Raw genomic sequence first — 14454 nt, 5'->3', positions numbered from 1 at the left:
GACGAGCGCGATTCGCTGCGCCGCGGCAGCCGTGTAGACCCGTTCACGGTACCGGTTGAGCCTGCTATCCGGAACCCCATGGTTGCGAGAACGGAAACCTTCCGGGGCGGGCTCGACGATGTGCGGGCCTTCTGCGCCGTCGTGGATCTCGGCACGGTGACGGCCGCCGCAGCGACTCTGCAGGAGACCAAGGGCAGCGTCAGCCGGCGGATCTCCCGCCTGGAGCAGGCGCTGGGCGTCCGGCTGATGGCGCGAACCTCCCGGGCGGTCTCGCCGACCGCCGAGGGCCTCGCCTTCTACGCCAAGGCCCAGGAGAGCCTGACGCTCCTCGACGACGCGGCCGAGACCGCCCGGGACGCCCGCACGGTGCCGGCGGGGCACCTGCGGATCACGACCTCGATCGATTTCGGGATCGAGGTGATGCCCGAGATCGTCGCGAGCTTCCGGGCCGCCTACCCGCAGATCACCGTGGAGATGCTCAACACCGACGCGCGGCTCGACCTCGCGGCCAACCGGATCGACCTCGCCCTGCGGCTGGGCGGCGCGGAGGAGACCGGCTACCGCGCGATGGTCCTCGCGACCCTGGCTCTGGCCCTCTACGCGGCCCCCGCCTACCTGGAGCGCCGCCCGGCCCCGGCGGACCTCGCCGATCTGCGCGACCACGACCTGATCCTCGCCCGGGAACGGATCGGCACGGCCGGGCTGACCCTTTCCGACGGCCGGGGCCGCACGGAGCCGCTGTCCCTGAGCCCGGCGATCCGGGTCAGCGACTTCGCGACCGCGCTCCGTCTCACCCTCGCGGGCGCCGGGATCGGCCACCTCCCGAGCCTCGTGGCCGCCCGGGCCGTGGAGGCCGGGCAGATCGTGCGCGTGCTGAGCCCCTGGGCGACCCGCAGCAGCACCTTGCGCGCCGTCACCCTGGCCGGGCGCGAGCTGCCGGCCCGCGTCCAGGTCTTCCGCGAGCACGTCCGGACCGTCCTGGCCTCGCGTGGATGCCCCCGCGACAGCGCGGGATCAGAAGGCGAATACAGATAAATAGATTTATTTATCTGTATATGCGCTCTACATCGGCCCAACTCGATAAATTTTTACCGGATATCGTAGCGCCCGGTTGAGAGGCTGCGCGCATGCTGCGACGCGGCGGCAAGCTCGGCCGCACGGCCCGGGGCCCCGAGGGTCCGGCCCGCAGCGCGTCACGTCTGGATCTCGGTCATGTCCCTCCGCAGCCGGTGCCTGCGCGCCCTCGTGTTCGCCGGGATCCTGGCGCTGATCGGGACGACCATCGGTCTCGGGACGGCCCGGGCCTCGCTGCCGGCCACGACCCGGATCGTGCTGCAGAAGGCGGGCCGGTACATGCCGACCGACCTGTACCTGCGCCGCGGCGACACCATCGCCCTGCGCAACGGCGACGCGCGCCTGACCCACCACGCCTTCATCGAGGCGGACCGGTTCTCGTTCGACGCCGGCACTCAGGAACCCGGCACCGAGACCCGATTGACCCTGGCCGAGCCGGGCGATTTCGTCATCCAGTGCGGCATTCATCCGAAGATGAAGCTCACCCTCCACGTCGAGTAGGGGTCCGGGAGCCCCTCAGCCGTCGCGGCCGAGTCCGAGACCGCGGATGATGTCGCCGATGGGATCGATCTTCTGCGACGGGGCGGCCGCCGGCGCGGGCTGCGGCGCCGCGGCGGTGACGGTCGGCCGGTCGGATTCGGCGGTGCGGACGAGGGCGGCGTGGCGGAGGCGGGCCGCCCGGTGGACGCCGCGCTCCGTCCCCTTCGCGCGGTGCGCCGCGGTCCTGCGCGGCGGCCCGGCCGGGCGTGCCATCTCGGCGGGGAGCGGGGCGGCCGGCATCGCGGTGTCCGGGACCGCCGCCGCGACCCGCGGCGCCGGGACGGCCGCCAGGGCGCCCGTGGTCTCCGGCGCTGTGAGCTTGGCCGGCGGGTCGACCCAGGCGCTCCGCGTGACCGGTGCGGCGGCCGGCTTCGAGACCGGCGCGGCGTCCGTCACGGTAGGACGCACGGGACGCGTCTGCACCTCGTAATTGCCCGGATGCAGAATATGCGCAGCCGCCACCAGCCCGAATACGGCAACGGCAGTGGTCCCGAGTGTGGAGCGATAGTGTTCCATGGCGGAAAAACGTACCGCCAAGCTCCGGGTTCCGCGCGGTCGAGACGTCGGGGCGCGGTCCGCGCGGCGGGTCGGCCGGCGGAAAGAAAAAAGGCCACTCCCGAAGGAGCGGCCCGAAGTCTAGGGAGGAAACGCCCAAGAAGGGCAGCGGGATCGCGACGCCATCGCCATCCCGCAGTGCAAAGATAGGATACCGCATTGCGGCATGCAACGGATCGGGCGCCGCGGAGGCATGCATATGTACCCGGGTCCGACTGCACACCCATGCGAGCTACGCATGGCGCCACGCCGGCCCACGAGCGGGCCGGGATCTAGGGACGCGATGCCCTTCGGGCGGACCTGAAACCGGGTCCCGCGCGGCGGGTCTAGGCGCCGCCGGACCGGCCGTCCTGGCCGATCAGGCGCTCGACCTCGGCTTCCGCGACGGCGCGCGCCGCGTGCTCGGAGGTGTGCGGGCGGTACGACCCCCGGACCAGCTTGCCGCGGTCGCGGATTGCCCAGGTGAAGTGACCGGGATCATGCCGGCTCGGCCTGACCTCGACCGTGTAGAGATGCCCGCCCGTCGCACCCATGCCGGGAATGTGCGGAGGCGTCCGGCGCCGGGACAGGGGGTGCGACCGTGCGCGGCAGCCCCGTCCTCCGGACCGCCGCAGCCCGCGCTGAAGCCGCCCTAGCGTCCCGGCCGGCGCCGGCCCTGGGCCGGTCCGCGCGGTCTCGGGCCGCCCGCCGCCCGGTCGTCGCCCGGCCTCCCGTCGCTCTGACCCGGGCCCTCGACCCGCCCCTCGGTCCGGGTCCCGAGCCAGACCACGTGCTTCGGGCCGCTGCCCCGGCCGCTCGCATGGACGCGCTGCTCGTCGACCGCGAAGCCGGAGCGCTGCAGGCGGCTCTTGAACTTCCGGTCCGGGGCGCCCGACCAGACGCCCAGGATGCCGCCCGGCCGCAGGGCCCAGCGGGCGCGCTTCAGCCCCCAATTGTCGTAGAGCCGGTCGTTCGCCTTGCGCATCAGCCCCTCCGGGCCGTTGTCGACGTCGAGCAGGATCGCGTCGTAGCGCTCCGGTCCGGCCTGGATCAGGCGGTTGACGTCGGCCTCCTGCAGGTCGACCCGCGGATCGTCCAGGCAGCCGGCGAAGACGTGGGCGAGCGGCCCCCGGGCCCAGGCCACCACGGCGGGCACCAGCTCGGCGACCACCACCTGCGCCTGCGGTCCGAGGCCCTCGAGCGCCGCCCGCAGGGTGAAGCCCATGCCGAGGCCGCCGATCAGGACCCGGGCGCGGGGCCTGTCCTGGAGCCGCGCGCAGGTCATCGCCGCGAGCGCCACCTCCGAGCCGCTGCGCCGGTTGTTCATCAGCTCGATCGTGTCGGCCATGATGGCGAACTCGTCGCCGCGCCGCATCAGGCGCAGGTCGGTGCCGCCGCCGGGCACGGATCCGGTATCGAGATGAACCCAGGGTATCACGCGCGCGTCCTCGTTTGCCGGCGCCCTGTCGTGCGGGCGGTGGAGGGATCGCGGCGAGAGCGGCGCGGCGCGCGGGCCCGGCCGTGCGCGCCGCGCACCCCCGCCCGGCACCGCGCCTTGCCGCGACCGATTCCGGCGGCGTATCAGCACCTATGGCCAAGCGCATCAAGTCGAGACCGCAGGAGCGGGGCTCCGTTCTGTTCGATATCGTCTTCGCGGACGGGTCCCGGGCCTCGAACCGGCGCGTGCCGGCCGAGATCCTCGGCGGCCTCGACGGCGACGAGCCCGCCCGGCAGCTCATCGCCGAGCAGGAGGAGGAGATCGCCCGCAAGGCCGGGCGGCCGGGGCGCGCGATCGAGAGCCTGACCCGCTCGCCGATCGTCAAGCCGAAGCCGGTCGCCTGACCGCGTCGGCCCGGAGCGGCCCGGAGCGGTCCGGAACGGCCGAGACCGGCCGTCAGGCGCTCTCGGCCAGCCGGCGCGCGACCTCCTCGCGCAGGGCCTCGTTCATCGCGGCGAACCGGGCCTGCATGCGCGTCCGCAGCCACGGGAACAGGCCGGGGGCGAGCAGGCCCGCGACGGTCTCGGCCTGGACGAGGCGGACGCCGTCGGCGGTCTCGGTGATCCGGATCTCGTGCTCGCCGATGAGCAGGGGCGGCGTCGGGATGCCGCCGCGCCACGTGAGCCGGCGGCCGGGCTCCCAGCAGGTCACCGTCACCTGGCGCGCCCGGTAGGCGCGGCCGTTCAGGGTCCGCTCCAGGCGCCAGCGCGCGCCCTCGCGCAGGCGGCCCTCCGCCTTGCGGATGTACGGGTTCCAGGCCGGGTAGGAATCGAGGTCCGTCAGCACGGACCAGACCAGTCCGGCCCGCGCGGGGATCGCGATCTCCGTGCTGCTGATCCGAGCGCCCGTCATCCGTCCCTCCCGGCGATCCGGCGACCGTTCGCGCCGGCCGCTCCCGCTCTCCGAGAACGCGCACCGCCCGCTCCGCGGTCCAGACCGCGGCGCAGACCGCGGTTCAGCCGGCGAATCCAGCGCGCGGCTCAGACCGCGCCCTCGACCACCTCCAGCGCCCGCAGGATGGCGAAGCCGATCCGCTCGGCCTCGGCCTCCGCGTCGGCGGGGAGCAGCGCCACGGTCTCGACCCCCGGCTCGTCCTCGGGCCCGACCACGATGCGGATGACGTCGCCCTCGACCGCCGACGGGTCGTGGATCAGGCCGACCCGGTGGCCGGCCCCCGTGCCGAAGACGCGCAGGGGCGCCTGGGCCGGATCGGGCTCCGGCGCCGGGTTGCGGGGGACGCCGAAGGCGGGGCGGATGACGTTGTCGTCGGACATGCGGGAACCCGGTCTCCGTTCGTGCGCGGCCGGCGGCGCGGCTCATTCCGGCCCGGTCCGGGGGCCGGCGAGGCCCGCCGTCGCCAGCACGGCGTCGGCCAGAACCTCCAGGCCGGCCCCGGCCCAGGCCGGCGTGATGCTCTCGGCCTCGTTGTGGCTGATCCCGCCGTGGCAGGGGCAGAACACCAGGGCCGCCGGCACCGCGCGGGCGCAGTAGACGGCGTCGTGGTAGATCGCGGTCGGCATCCGCGTCCAGGCATGGCCCCGCGCCTCGGCCGCCGCCTGCACGCGGTCCACCAGGACCGGGTCGAACGGAGTCGGGGGCGCGCGCCAGAACTCCGCGACCTGGACGGTGACGCCGCGCTCCGCCGCCAGGGCGTCGGCCCGGGCCCGGATTTGCGCGCCCATCGCCTCCAGCTGCGCGGTGTCGCCGTGGCGGGTGTCGAGGCTGAACCAGACCCGGCCGGGCGTGATGTTGCGGCTCGCCGGCTCCGCCCGCAGCACGCCGACGGTGGCGCGGCCGCGCTCCCCGCCGGCGCCGACCGCCGCCTCCGCGATGCCCTCGAGCGACGCGATCAGCGCCGCCGCGGCCATCATCGCGTCGCGCCGGCCCGCCATGGGGCTGCCGGCATGGGCCTCCTCGCCCAGCACGGTGATCTCGTACCAGATCTGGGCGAGGGCCCGGTCGACCACCCCGACGGTGAGCCCGGCCTCCTCCAAGCGCTTGCCCTGCTCGATGTGAAGCTCGAAATAGGCGCCGATCTCCCGCAGGGCGGCCGGGTCCGCCGTCCCCTGCCAGCCGATGCGCTGCAGCTCGTCGCCGAAGGCGTGGCCCGCGAGGTCCCGGGTCGCCAGGATGTCGGCCTCCGGGACGATGCCCATGGCGACGCCGCTGCCGCTCATCGGCGGCGCGAAGCGCGCGCCCTCCTCGTTGCACCAGTTGATCAGCAGGAGCGGGGCCTCGGTCTCGATCCCGGCCTCCTGCAGGGCGCGCATGATCTCCAGCCCGGCGAGGACGCCCAGCGGCCCGTCGAACTTGCCCCCGGTGGGCTGGGTGTCGAGGTGGCTGCCGACGGCGACCGGCTTCCGGCCCGGATCGCGCCCGGGCCGGTGGAAGACCATGGTGCCGACCCGGTCCACGGTGAGCGTCAGCCCCGCCGCCTCGCCCCAGCGCTGGAACAGGACGCGCCCCTCGGCGTCGCGGTCGGTCAGGGCCTGCCGGTCGTTGCCGCCGTTGGGCAGCGCGCCGATCCGGGCGAGCTCCATCAGGCTGTCCCAGAGCCGCTCCCGCGAGAGCGGGAGGTTTGTGCGGTTCACCGTGCGGTCCATGGCGTCTCTGCTGCTGGCCTCCCGGCGGGATGCCTACCGGAAGGTGCAGGTTACGGCGCAGCGGCAACCCGCACCAGGGCGGGCCCGGCGCGAGCCACGGGCTTCGCGGGCCGGCGGCACCCGATGGCGCCCGATGGCGCCCGACGGTGGAGCGATCCACGGGCCGAAGTGCGGATTCCCGCCGGATCGCGGCGTCTACCGATCATTTGTGATCGAACTGTCCACGCGGCGGCGCTGTGAATCCGGTCTTTGCGCCGCGCCGGAGCGGCCCTGCATTATCGAGAACGGGATTGTCCGGAACCGAAGTCTTGATCATCCGCAATGCAACCCGGTGGCGGGGGGCCGCGACGCCGTGTCAAAAGCCGTTCGCGCAGCCGATACTGGACTTCGGGCTCGCGGACAGCATGTGTTGCGGATCAGTCTGTCCGCCATCGTACAATCGTCGATTGTAGCCAGTTCGGAGGGGATTCCATGGTGCTGGCTTCCACGACAGCCTCGGCCCTGCAGGCCGCCGGATTCATCGGGATCTGGGACACGGACGTCCGGGCCGGCCGGTCGATGCTGGATTCGGGCGCGGCCTCGCTGATGGCGGGGGATCCGGGGCTCGCCGGGACGCCGCTGCCGCTGGACGCGGCCCTCGGCCGGATCCACCCGGCCGACCGGGACTGGGTGTTCGGCCGGATCCGCCACGTCCGCCAGACCGGCGGCCCGGTCTCCCTCGAGTTCCGCGTCGTGACCGGGGCGGGCGAGATCCGCTGGATCCTCAACCGCGGCTGCCTGACGCCCGATTCGGACGGCCTGCTGCGCGGGCGCGGCGCCTACATCGACGTCACGGACCTCCACCGGCACGGGATCCAGTCCGGGGCCATGAACGGAGCCGTGAACAGCCCTATGAACGGCGTCACGCACGGCACCACCGACGGGGCGGACCTGAACGCCGCGGCCGACCACGGCATCCAGATCCACGCGGCGCTGGAGCGCCACGGCGACCCCTATCTCCGCTCGGTCTCGGGGATGCTGCTCCACGGGATCGGCCGCGCGCTGGCGCGGCGCGACCCCTGACGCGCCCCCTAGGAAGAGGCCCTGGGGAGAGCCCCGGCCGCTCAGGTCCGCCAGGGATGGGCCGGCAGCTCGGTCCGGCCGATGGCCTTGGCGCCGGCCTCCGCGACGGTGTGGTCGTTCTCGACCGTCGAGCCGCTGACCCCGATGGCGCCCGACATGACGCCGTCGGCGTCGACGATCGGGATCCCGCCCGGGAAGGTGATCAGCCCGTCGTTGGAGTGCTCGATCCCGTAGAGCGGCCCGCCCGGCTGCGACAGCTGGCCGATCTGGCCGGTCATCATGCCGAAGAACACCGAGGTCTTGGCCTTCTTCTGGGCAATGTCGATCGACCCGACCCAGGCATCGTCCATGCGGTGGAACGCCTTGAGATTCCCGCCGGAATCGACCACCGCGATGCACATCTGGGTGCCGAGTTCCACGGCCTTGGCGCGGGCGGCCGCGATCGCCTTCTCGGCCTGCTCGATCGTCACGTGCATGGGACACTCCCGTTCGCGTTGTTGGCGCGACAGCCTGTGGCGGTTTGAAGCGGTCGATGCAAGATCGACCGCAGATCGTCATCACGCTCGACTGGCGCGCTCGGGCCTTCGCTCAGGCCTCACGTTCCCGGGCGGCGCGGATCCGCTCCAGGAGGTCGGTCGCGAGCGCCGCGCAGGCGGCGGAATCCGGGCAGGGCCGCTTCCACACCACCCGCCCGTCGCGCAGCGCGATCCCCGCCTCGGCGGCCATCGCGGTCAGCGGCCGGTCGGGCCGCAGGTCGGCCGCGACGCCCTGCGGCCCGCCCCGGAGCCGGGCGACGCCCAGCGCGCAGCAGGACGCGCGCAGCCGCGCGAGGTCGAACAGCGCGAGCACCGGCGCGGGGGCCGCGCCGAACCGGTCCTCGACCTCGCCGGCGAGCGCCTCGATCGCCTCGGGCTCGCGGAGGCGCAGCAGGCGCGTGTAGAGGCTGAGGCGGATCTCGGGCTCCGGAACGTAGTCCTCGGGGATCCGGCTCGGCAGGCCGAGCTCGATTTCGGGGCTCCAGTCCTCGGCGCGCTCGCCCTTGGCGGCGGTGAGCGCCAGCTGCAGCAGGTGCTGGTAGAGGCCGAGCCCGACGAGCTTGGCGTGCCCCGCCTGATCCTCGCCGACGAGGTCGCCGGCGCCGCGCAGGTCGAGGTCCCGGGCGCTGACCGCGAAGCCGGCGCCGAGGCGGTCGAGGGCCTCCAGGGCGCGCAGGCGCTGCAGCGCCGCCGCCGGCGGGGGCGCGGCCGGGTCGCTGAGCAGGTGGACGGTGCCGCGGCGCTGGCCGCGACCGACGCGGCCCCGGAGCTGGTGGAGCTGTGCCAGCCCGAACCGGGCGGCCTCCCAGACCAGCATGGTGTTGGCCCGCGGCACGTCGAGGCCGCTCTCAACGATGGCGGTGGCGAGCAGGACGTCGCCGTCGCCCTCCGCGAACCGGACCATGACCTCGTCCATGGCGGAGGGCTTCAGGTCCCCGTGCGCCACCAGGATGTCGAGGCCCGGCACGAGGGCGCGCAGGCGCTCGGCCATGGGGCCGATATCCTCGATCCGCGGGCAGACCACGAAGCTCTGGCCGCCCCGGCGGTGCTCGCGGACGAGGGCCTCGCGGACCGCCTCGGCGTCGAAGGGTGCCACCACGGTCCGGACCGGCTGGCGCAGGGCCGGCGGCGTGGCGAGCACGCTGAGACTCTGGAGGCCGACGAGGGCCGCCTGGAGGGTGCGGGGGATCGGCGTCGCGGTGAGAGTCAGCACGTGGCCGCCATCCGCGAGGCGGCGCAGGTCGGCCTTCATCTTCGCGCCGAAGCGCTGCTCCTCGTCGATCACGGTCAGGCCGAGATCCGCGAACGCCACCCCGCTGCCGGCGAGCGCGTGGGTGCCGACCACCAGCCGGATCGAGCCGTCGGCGAGCCCCGCCCTGACGCGCCTGGCCTCGGCCGGCGCCACGAGGCGCGAGAGCTGCGCCACCTCGACGCCGAACCGGCCGAAGCGGCGGCGCAGCGTCTCGGCGTGCTGGCGCGCCAGCACGGTGGTGGGGGCGATCAGCGCCGCCTGCCGGCCGGAGAAGATCGCCGCCGCGAGCGCCCGGAGCGCCACCTCGGTCTTGCCGAAGCCGACATCGCCGCAGACCAGGCGGTCCATCGGCCGGCCGGAGGCGAGGTCGGCCATCAGGGCGTCGACCGCCGCCGCCTGGTCGGGGGTCGGCGCGAAGCCGAAGCCGGCGGCGAACCGCTCCATCTCGCGGGCCGGCGGCGCCAGGACCGGCGCCTCGGTCTCCCGGCGGGCCCGGGCGGCCTCCAGCATCAGGCGGGCGGTCCGCGCCATGGTGGCCTCGGCCTCCAGGCGGCGCCGCGGCCACGTGCCGCCGTCGAGCTTGTCCAGGGTGACGGCGTCGGGCTCTGACCCGTAGCGCCAGATCCGGTCGGCCTGGGTGACCGGCACCATCAGGATCGCGTCGCCGGCGAAGCGCAGGCGCAGGGCCTCGGAGGGCTCCCCGTCCTGCGCGGCACCCGGCGCGGAGACCGGCTCCAGCCCCTCGAACACGCACAGGCCGTGGTCCCGGTCGACCGCCACGTCGCCGGGGCGCAGGTCGACCTCGCCCATCGGCAGGATCGCACGGGCGGCCCCGGTCACGGCGGCCTCCGGGCCGAACAGGTCGGCAGCCGCGATCACGGTGGCGCCCTGCTCGGGCACCCGGAAGCCGGCCGCCAGCGGGGCCTCCAGGGCGAGGACGTCGCCGGGCGCCGCCTCGGCGACGTCGGCCCAGGCGTCGATCAGGCGGATCGGGCGCTCGGCGATCTTGCCCGCCTGGCGCACGAGGCGTCGGAGCGGCCGGACCGAGCCGGCGAGCACGACGACGTCGCCGGCCTTCAGACGGGCGCGCAGGACCTTGGCGAAGGCCGTGCCGGGCCGGCGCTCCCCGGCGAAGCGCGGCATGGCGCGGGGTTCGCCGGCCGCCTCGGTGGCGGCGAGCCGGCCGCGATCCGCCACGACGGCGCGCCACGCCTCCGGCGTCAGGTAGAGGCCGGTGCCGGGCCCCGCCGGCGCGTCGCGGGTCTTCAGCCGGCCCCGGGCCTCGTCCATCTGCTCGAAGAAGGCGTCGATCCGGGCCTGCGTGCCGTCCTCGACCGCGAGGCGCGCTTCGGGCACGTAGTCGAGGAGCGTGACGAGGCGCGGGTAGTAGCGGTCCAGGCGGTGCTCCTGGCCGGTGAACGGCTCGAAGCTCTGGCCGGAGCCGGGCTCCAGGACGATCTCGGTGGCCGGGTCGATGACGAGTTCGTCGGCCTCCGCCACCGAGCGCTGCGAGATCGGGTCGTAGGAGCGGATCGCGGTGACGCGGCCCGCCGCATGCTCGATCCGGCAGGGAAGCGGCGCGGCGGCGGGGAACACCTCCACGGTGCGCCCGCGGACGGCGATCTCGCCGGGCTCGTCGACCCGCTCGTCGAGGATGTAGCCGAGGCGCTTGAGGTCGGCGGTCGCGGCCGCGACGTCGAGGGGATCGCCGACCCGGAGCGTCACGCGGGCCGAGGCCCAGGTTTCCGGCGGCGGCACGCGCTGCACGAGGGCGGGGGCGGTCGTCAGCACGAAGTCCGGCAGCGCGTCCCGGTCGGTCAGCCAGCGCATCACGGCGGCCCGGGCGCCCATCGTGGCCCGCGACGGCGAGGCGTGATCGAAGGGCAGGCAGTCCCACTCGGGATAGACCGCGACCCGCGCGTCGGGATCGAGCGCCCGCAGGGTCGCGGCGAGGTCCTCGAGGCGGCGGGCGTCCCGGGCGACGTGCACCACCGGCCCGGGCCCCTCGGCGAAGGCCAGGAGCACCACCGCCAGGGCGCCGGTGGGCATCAGCGGCGCGTCCTCCAGCCCCTGTCGGGCGCCCGCCTTCGTCCTGCGCTTGGCCATGCCTGATCCGAACCCATCCCTCGTGAGCCGGCAACGCCGCACCGGCCCCGCGGGCTCCCGGCCGCGGCGATCCGATCCACAGCCGCCGCGCGGGGCCCGCCCGAGCTCTTCGCGGGGCCCGCGACGGGCGAGGCAGGAAGAGATCCCGGCGGGCGCCCGAAGCCCGGTCGGCCGGACCAGCAAGACTTGAACGGCGCGCGTGAAATCGCACCCCCACCGATGATCCGGCGGGACTGTCTAGTCTTGAACGATCGCGGAATGCTTGCCCTGGTCCCGCCGCCGGACGCGCGATGCAGAGTTTCACTAGGGAGAAGCGAAAGCTTGAGCTATGACGGCTCCGTGTCGCCGAACGAGACAGTATCCCGACCGTCGGGTTTCGAGCCCCAGCATCCCCAGCGGCTCGCCGCCCTGCGCGCCTACGCGATCCTCGACACGCCGCCCGAGCGCGCGTTCGACGAGATCGCCGAGATGGCCGCCCAGGCCTGCGGCACGCCGATGGCCCACATCAACTTCATCGACGCCGACCGGCAGTGGATCAAGGCCGCGTTCGGCCACGCCGCGCGGACGATGGCGCTCGACCTCGGGTTCTGCACCGAGGCCATGGGCGCGGATGGCATCCACGTGCTGCCCGACCTGGCCGCGGAGCCGGAGAGCGCCGCCAACCTGCTCGTGACCGGCGCGCCGCACCTGCGCTTCTACGCCGGCGTGCCCCTGGTGACGCCGGACGGCTGGGCCATCGGGACGCTCTGCGTCCTCGACCGCGTCCCGCGCACGCTGACCGACCAGCAGCGCTTCATCCTGAAGGCGCTCGCCCGGACGGTGATGACGCAGCTGGAATCCCGGAACGCCGAGGCGGCCCTGCGCCGGAACGAGGAGCGCTACCGCTCGCTCTTCGAGTTCATCGATGCCGGCTTCTGCCTCATCGAGGTGGACTTCGCCGGCGGCGACCGGGCGGTGGATTACCGCTTCCTGGAGGTCAACCCCGCTTTCGAGCGGCAGACCGGCCTGCGGGACGCGGTGGGCCGCCGCATGCGGGACCTCGCCCCGGACCACGAGCAGCACTGGTTCGACGTCTACGGCCGGGTCGCCCTGACGGGCGAGCCGGTCCGGTTCGAGCAGGCCGCCGCGGCGCTGGGCCGATGGTACGACGTGCACGCCTACCGGGTCGACGGGCCGGCGCGGAACCGCGTCGCGATCCTGTTCAACGATATCACCGAGCGCCGCCGGAGCGAGATCGCCCTCCGGGCCCGCGAGGCGGAGCTCCGGCTGGTCGCGGACGCGATGCCCGTCCTGATCGCCTTCATCGACCGCGACCTGACCTACCGGTTCGCGAACGCCGCCTACGAGACCTGGACCGGCCAGGCGCCCGAAGCCGTCGTCGGGCAGAGCGTCGGCGACCTCCTCGGCCCCGGCGCGTTCGAGGCGCGGCGCGCCGGCATCGAGCGGGCGCTGGCCGGCCAGGAGGTCCGCGAAGAGTGGGCCTGGACGTTCCCGGACGGGCGGGCCCGGATCGCCGACACCCGCTACCTCCCGCGCCGCGGTCCGGACGGACGCGTCGATGGGTTCTACGTCTTCGCCCACGACGTCTCCGAGCGGAAGCGGAACGAGGTCCTGCTCCGGTCCCGGGCGGAGCACCTGGAGGCGCAGGTCGCCGCCCAGACCCGCGACCGCGACCGGGTCTGGACGCTGTCGCCGGTGCTGAAGCTCGTCGCGGACCGGGACGGGCGGGTCCAGTCGGTGAACCCGTCCTGGAGCCGGGCGCTCGGCTGGTCGGAGGCCGACACCCTGGGCCGGGCCGCCCTCGACTTCGTGGCGGCCCCCGAGCGGGCGGCCGCGCAGGCGGCGCTGCGGCCCCTCTGCGCGGAGACCCGCGTCGAGGATGTCGAACTGGCCTGCCTGACCCGCGCCGGCGACCGGCGGCGGGTGCTCTGGACCGTCGTTCCGGAGGACGGGCTGTTCTACGGCTTCGGGCGCGACATCACCGAGCAGCGCCAGGCCGAGGAGGCGCTGCGCCAGTCGCAGAAGCTCGAGGCCATCGGCCAGCTCACCGGCGGGGTGGCGCACGACTTCAACAACCTCCTGACCATCATCCGGTCGTCCGTGGAGTTCCTGCGCCGGCCGGACCTGGCCGAGACGCGCCGGCGCCGCTACCTCGACGCCGTCTCCGACACCGTCGACCGGGCGGCCAGGCTCACCGGCCAGCTCCTCGCCTTCGCCCGGCGCCAAGCGCTGAAACCCCAGGTGTTCGACATCGGCGCGCGCCTGCGCAGCATCGCCGACATGCTCGATTCGGTCACCGGCGCGCGCATCCGCGTGGCCATCGACCTGCCGGCGACGCCCCGCTACGTGCGCGCCGACCAGAGCCAGTTCGAGACCGCGCTGATCAACATGGCGGTCAACGCCCGCGACGCCATGGACGGGGAAGGCAGCCTGACCCTGCGGCTGGAGGGCGACAGCCCGATGCCGCCGATCCGCGGGCATGCCGGCGCGAAGGGACCGTTCGTGGCCGTGCGGGTCTCCGATACCGGCGCCGGCATCCCGGACGCAGATCTGGGACGGATCTTCGAGCCGTTCTTCACCACCAAGGAGGTCGGCAAGGGCACCGGCCTCGGCCTCAGCCAGGTCATCGGCTTCGCCAAGCAGTCGGGCGGCGACATCGACGTGGCGAGCGCGCTCGGCCGCGGCACGACCTTCTCGCTCTACCTGCCGCAGGTCGCCGCGCCCGCCGCGGCGTCCGAGGCCGACCGCGAGGCCCGCCCCGAGGCGGAGCCGCGGCGGGGCCTGTGCATCCTCGTCGTGGAGGACAATCTCGGGGTCGGGCGCTTCTGCACCCAGATCCTGGAGGATCTGGGCCACGCGCCGGTCTGGGCGAAATCCGCCGAGGAGGCGCTGGCCGAACTCGACCGGGCTCCGGACCGGTTCGACGCGGTCTTCTCCGACGTGGTCATGCCGGGGATGGGCGGCTTCGCCCTCGCCCGGCAGCTCCGGACCCGCCGCCCCGACCTGCCGGTGGTGCTGACCTCGGGCTACAGCCACGTCCTGGCCGAGGACGACGCCCACGGTTTCGCCCTCCTGCGCAAGCCCTACTCGGCCGAGCAGCTCGCCCAGGTCCTCTCCGAGGCGGCGCAGCGGGGCGGGCAGCCGGACGCCCGCGTACGGCCGGACCCCGCCTCCGATTAACAGTCTTCGCCAGAATTCATCGGCGCATCATCCGGAAATCTTCCCGCAGACGGGCTCCGGATGTAGTCT

General features: G+C 74.2%; 13 protein-coding genes. 5 read left to right on the top strand and 8 right to left on the bottom strand.

The features are described 5' to 3' along the window. Positions 1–78 precede the first annotated feature (78 nt). Positions 79–1035, top strand: coding sequence for a LysR family transcriptional regulator (locus tag ACLBX8_RS18950; RefSeq protein ID WP_447699766.1), 957 nt, complete (start codon positions 79–81; stop codon positions 1033–1035). A 177-nt stretch (positions 1036–1212) separates the two neighbouring features. After that, positions 1213–1575, top strand: a complete 363-nt coding sequence (locus tag ACLBX8_RS18945) for a hypothetical protein (RefSeq protein ID WP_042670121.1) — start codon at positions 1213–1215, stop codon at positions 1573–1575. A gap of 15 nt (positions 1576–1590) precedes the next feature. Here the strand turns inward: ACLBX8_RS18945 and ACLBX8_RS18940 are convergent, their stop codons facing one another. From ACLBX8_RS18940 to ACLBX8_RS18930, 3 genes are all read right to left on the bottom strand, one after another. Further along, positions 1591–2022, bottom strand: a complete 432-nt coding sequence (locus ACLBX8_RS18940; RefSeq protein ID WP_447699765.1) for a hypothetical protein — start codon at positions 2020–2022, stop codon at positions 1591–1593. 473 nt (positions 2023–2495) lie between these two features. Then, complete coding sequence (locus tag ACLBX8_RS18935; protein ID WP_042670101.1) at positions 2496–2702, bottom strand: hypothetical protein; 207 nt, start codon at positions 2700–2702, stop codon at positions 2496–2498. Between the two features lie 98 nt (positions 2703–2800). Then, positions 2801–3586, bottom strand: coding sequence for a spermidine synthase (locus ACLBX8_RS18930; protein ID WP_026605050.1), 786 nt, complete (start codon positions 3584–3586; stop codon positions 2801–2803). A 152-nt stretch (positions 3587–3738) separates the two neighbouring features. Here ACLBX8_RS18930 and ACLBX8_RS18925 point away from each other — a divergent pair, with 152 nt between their 5' ends. Next, on the top strand, positions 3739–3990 hold the full coding sequence (locus ACLBX8_RS18925) for a hypothetical protein (RefSeq protein ID WP_020093955.1): 252 nt from the start codon (positions 3739–3741) through the stop codon (positions 3988–3990). A gap of 52 nt (positions 3991–4042) precedes the next feature. On the opposite strand, the gene ACLBX8_RS18920 is transcribed toward ACLBX8_RS18925, so the two are convergent. The 3 genes from ACLBX8_RS18920 to ACLBX8_RS18910 form a co-directional block, all read right to left on the bottom strand. Further along, the gene (locus ACLBX8_RS18920; protein WP_042670097.1) at positions 4043–4498 is read right to left on the bottom strand and encodes an SRPBCC domain-containing protein; all 456 of its coding nucleotides are present in this window, start codon (positions 4496–4498) and stop codon (positions 4043–4045) included. 128 nt (positions 4499–4626) lie between these two features. Continuing rightward, positions 4627–4920, bottom strand: coding sequence for a hypothetical protein (locus tag ACLBX8_RS18915; protein ID WP_020093957.1), 294 nt, complete (start codon positions 4918–4920; stop codon positions 4627–4629). Between the two features lie 42 nt (positions 4921–4962). Continuing rightward, on the bottom strand, positions 4963–6249 hold the full coding sequence (locus ACLBX8_RS18910) for a Zn-dependent hydrolase (protein ID WP_447715618.1): 1287 nt from the start codon (positions 6247–6249) through the stop codon (positions 4963–4965). A 471-nt stretch (positions 6250–6720) separates the two neighbouring features. On the opposite strand from ACLBX8_RS18910, the gene ACLBX8_RS18905 reads away from it, so the two are divergent. Then, positions 6721–7311 carry a PAS domain-containing protein gene (locus tag ACLBX8_RS18905; protein ID WP_056533759.1) on the top strand — a complete coding sequence of 197 codons (591 nt, stop codon included), beginning with the start codon at positions 6721–6723 and terminating at the stop codon, positions 7309–7311. 41 nt (positions 7312–7352) lie between these two features. Here ACLBX8_RS18905 and ACLBX8_RS18900 read toward each other — a convergent pair whose 3' ends face one another. Together ACLBX8_RS18900 and ACLBX8_RS18895 are read right to left on the bottom strand one after the other, a co-directional pair. Next, complete coding sequence (locus ACLBX8_RS18900; protein ID WP_020093960.1) at positions 7353–7787, bottom strand: GlcG/HbpS family heme-binding protein; 435 nt, start codon at positions 7785–7787, stop codon at positions 7353–7355. Positions 7788–7899: 112 nt separating this feature from the next. Further along, on the bottom strand, positions 7900–11205 hold the full coding sequence (locus ACLBX8_RS18895; protein ID WP_447715617.1) for a DEAD/DEAH box helicase: 3306 nt from the start codon (positions 11203–11205) through the stop codon (positions 7900–7902). 321 nt (positions 11206–11526) lie between these two features. On the opposite strand from ACLBX8_RS18895, the gene ACLBX8_RS18890 reads away from it, so the two are divergent. Continuing rightward, positions 11527–14385 (top strand): PAS domain-containing protein, encoded by a 2859-nt coding sequence (locus ACLBX8_RS18890; protein ID WP_447699762.1) that lies wholly within the window; start codon positions 11527–11529, stop codon positions 14383–14385. Positions 14386–14454 lie beyond the last annotated feature (69 nt).

The sequence above is a fragment of the Methylobacterium sp. D48H genome, assembly GCF_053345715.1.
Note: the sequence above shows the minus strand (reverse complement) of the source record. Positions and strands in the feature narration are given on the sequence as shown.

What these genes read in the sequence shown, in the direction of transcription:
- ACLBX8_RS18915 (WP_020093957.1), bottom strand. Translation starts at nt 4,920, where the DNA reads ATGTCCGACGACAACGTCATCCGCCCCGCCTTCGGCGTCCCCCGCAAC.
- ACLBX8_RS18905 (WP_056533759.1), top strand. Translation starts at nt 6,721, where the DNA reads ATGGTGCTGGCTTCCACGACAGCCTCGGCCCTGCAGGCCGCCGGATTC.
- ACLBX8_RS18900 (WP_020093960.1), bottom strand. Translation starts at nt 7,787, where the DNA reads ATGCACGTGACGATCGAGCAGGCCGAGAAGGCGATCGCGGCCGCCCGC.
- ACLBX8_RS18920 (WP_042670097.1), bottom strand. Translation starts at nt 4,498, where the DNA reads ATGACGGGCGCTCGGATCAGCAGCACGGAGATCGCGATCCCCGCGCGG.
- ACLBX8_RS18910 (WP_447715618.1), bottom strand. Translation starts at nt 6,249, where the DNA reads ATGGACCGCACGGTGAACCGCACAAACCTCCCGCTCTCGCGGGAGCGG.
- ACLBX8_RS18925 (WP_020093955.1), top strand. Translation starts at nt 3,739, where the DNA reads ATGGCCAAGCGCATCAAGTCGAGACCGCAGGAGCGGGGCTCCGTTCTG.
- ACLBX8_RS18895 (WP_447715617.1), bottom strand. Translation starts at nt 11,205, where the DNA reads ATGGCCAAGCGCAGGACGAAGGCGGGCGCCCGACAGGGGCTGGAGGAC.
- ACLBX8_RS18935 (WP_042670101.1), bottom strand. Translation starts at nt 2,702, where the DNA reads ATGGGTGCGACGGGCGGGCATCTCTACACGGTCGAGGTCAGGCCGAGC.
- ACLBX8_RS18950 (WP_447699766.1), top strand. Translation starts at nt 79, where the DNA reads ATGGTTGCGAGAACGGAAACCTTCCGGGGCGGGCTCGACGATGTGCGG.
- ACLBX8_RS18945 (WP_042670121.1), top strand. Translation starts at nt 1,213, where the DNA reads ATGTCCCTCCGCAGCCGGTGCCTGCGCGCCCTCGTGTTCGCCGGGATC.